The following is a 2,402-nucleotide window of genomic DNA, read 5'->3' as shown; positions in this document are numbered from 1 at the left end:
AAGTCCGTCGCTGCGTTCCTCAACACCTACGGTGGCACGCTGCTGATCGGCGTCGGCCCGGACCGCTCCGTGATCGGACTCGCCCTCGACTACGCGCTGGTTCGTGGGGCGAACGGGGACGGCTTCGTGAACTGGCTCACCACCCATCTGGCAAACGCAGTGGGCCACGCCGCCGTGATGCGAACCCGCGCCAGGATCGTGGTCCACGACTGCGCGGAGATTTGCCGCGTCGACGTCGCCCGGTCGTCGGCGCTCGGCCTCGATCCGCCCCAGCGGTGTCACAGGCCCTGGTTAAGGTGATCTCGTGACTACCGCTCCGCTGACGCCGGAAGACCTACGGCGACTCGTCACCGAGGTTCTCGACCGCTACGGAATCACCGTGGCGGAGTTCGTCGATGCTGACGTGGACGACCTTGAGAGCGATGAGCTGCGCGACCTCTGGCTGATGGTCAAGGGCGCGCTCACGGTGGCGTAGCGGCCCGCTGTGGCGACGCTGGAGGAGGCGGCCGGGGATTTCGCCGCGATTCTCACGGAGGTTGTGAACGGATCCGTGACGACCGGAGTTCGGTTCGTCGTAACGCCGTTCGATGGACCGGCCGATCTGGCCTGGGTGTATCCGGAGAACTCGACGCCGGCTCGAGTCGTGCTGATTCCGATCTCGGCCGGACTCCCTGAAGGTCACGACGTCCGACTGTGGCTGCGGACCTCGTTCCAGGTACGACTGGACTCAACGGGGGAGCACCTCGCTGTCCAGCAGTCGGTGTTCGGGCTCGTTATCGATGAGAAGTCGAACCGACCGGCCGTTCGGGTCGAGTACGACAGGCAACAGGGGAGTGAGCCCGATGACGAGGTTCCCGGTCGTCATCGCCGCAGCGCGGCCCACGTCCAAATTCATGGCGCCTCGGAGGAACTTGCCTACGTCCAGGGTCTGAACGGTGGCGTCGGGCTACGAGGCTTGGAGAAGTTTCACATTCCGGTGGGCGGTCGACGCTTCCGACCTTCACTCGAAGACTTCATCGAGTTCCTTTGGGCAGAGCGGTTGATTCCACCTATGCACGACGGCTGGCAAGACGTGCTCGCCCGCCATCGCGCGGACTGGCTGGCGCTCCAACTCCGCGCGGCCGTGCGCAACGATCCGGACACGGCGATCGCCCAATTGGAGGCGATGGGGTACGAGGTCGCCCCGACGAGGAATGGGGCAGAGTGACTGACGATCCGGCGCGATCCCGGGCGCGGCAGTCCCTGGAATCGGCGGCGGCACAGGCTGCGAGCGCGGTCACGAGGTTCGTGAACGAGGGCGCTGGGCCGGTGACTGGAGCCGCGGCCTACGCGGAAGATCGCCTCAGCAAGTTCGACGGCGATGCTGAGCGTGCGATCCGCAGAATCGTCAACGAGACGACAACGGCTACAGGGGCGACGGGATTTACGACGGGTGTCGGTGGGTTCGTCACCCTGCCGGCGGCCATCGTGGCCAACCTCGCAGGCAGCATGCTCCTGAACGCCCGCATGGTGGGAGCGATCGCTGACCTGCGCGGCTGGAGCCTCGAGGACGAGACGGCTCAGACGGCCATCCTGCTTCTGGCCGCCGGGGGGTCGCTGAACGAATCGCTGACCGCCGCAGGAGTCAAGGTCGGCGGCCACGCGACGATGAAGCTCATTGAGACCATCCCGATCGAGGTCATCCGATCCATCAACAAGAAGGCGGGGTTCATGTTGATCGCGAAGTACGGCACGAAGCGCTCCGTTGTGACCCTGGCCAAGGTTGTTCCCGTGGTCGGCGGCGTCGTATCCGGGGGCGTCGACGTCGGTTTCACGCGTGTGGTGGCGCGAGCGGCGAAGCGGGCGTTCCCCGGCTGATGCTCGCCGGCAGCCGGACCCGTCCCTCCCCGCAAGGGGGTGCGGGTTCGAACCCCGCCCCGGGCACTTCAACTGTGACGACCTACAACAGGCCGGTATGGCGCTCTACCGTTACGTTTCTGGCTCTCCGTGGCAGCAGCGGCCTCGGCCCCCGATATAGGTGTTCTCGCCTCCGGAGCGGAGAACACTTATTGGGTGCGTGGGATCGACTCGCACGCGACGATGGGGAGCCGGGAAGGCTGCTGCTGTTCGTCGGCTGTACGAAGCGGTCGAGCCGGTCACGCAGGTCGAGCTTGCGAGCGTGGGGTGTCGCAGCCGGCGGTGTCGCAGTATCTGGCGAGCCGCCGCCGGAGCGGCGACGCGGTCTTCGAGAATCCGGGTGGTTGCCGGTGCGCGAGCAGCTCCCCTTGACGTATGGCTCGTACTACTCGTCGCGGTTCACCGATCAGGCACTCTGGTATCGGATCGACGATGTCTCGTCGCAGGTCGGGGACCTCGTCGGGCGGGATCCGGATGTCATTCTGTCGGGTGATGTCGCGGCGGAT

4 protein-coding genes are annotated in these 2,402 nt (G+C 66.1%); all 4 read left to right on the top strand.

Annotated elements, in window-relative coordinates; translation table 11 throughout:
- Nucleotides 1-300, top strand: a 300-nt coding sequence (locus tag ACK5KK_RS01445; RefSeq protein WP_416888313.1) for a helix-turn-helix domain-containing protein, incomplete at its 5' end; no start/stop codon positions are given.
- A gap of 4 nt (nt 301-304) precedes the next feature.
- The gene (locus ACK5KK_RS01440) at nt 305-475 is read left to right on the top strand and encodes a hypothetical protein (protein WP_416888312.1); all 171 of its coding nucleotides are present in this window, start codon (nt 305-307) and stop codon (nt 473-475) included.
- Between the two features lie 9 nt (nt 476-484).
- On the top strand, nt 485-1,207 hold the full coding sequence (locus ACK5KK_RS01435) for a hypothetical protein (RefSeq protein WP_416888311.1): 723 nt from the start codon (nt 485-487) through the stop codon (nt 1,205-1,207).
- Between the two features lie 101 nt (nt 1,208-1,308).
- Nucleotides 1,309-1,857, top strand: coding sequence for a hypothetical protein (locus ACK5KK_RS01430; protein ID WP_416888310.1), 549 nt, complete (start codon nt 1,309-1,311; stop codon nt 1,855-1,857).
- The last annotated feature ends 545 nt before the right edge of the window (nt 1,858-2,402 follow it).

It is taken from the genome of Microbacterium sp. (assembly GCF_047972865.1).
Classification (GTDB): Bacteria; Actinomycetota; Actinomycetes; order Actinomycetales; family Microbacteriaceae; genus Microbacterium.
This window is presented reverse-complemented; position numbering and strand designations above follow the sequence as displayed.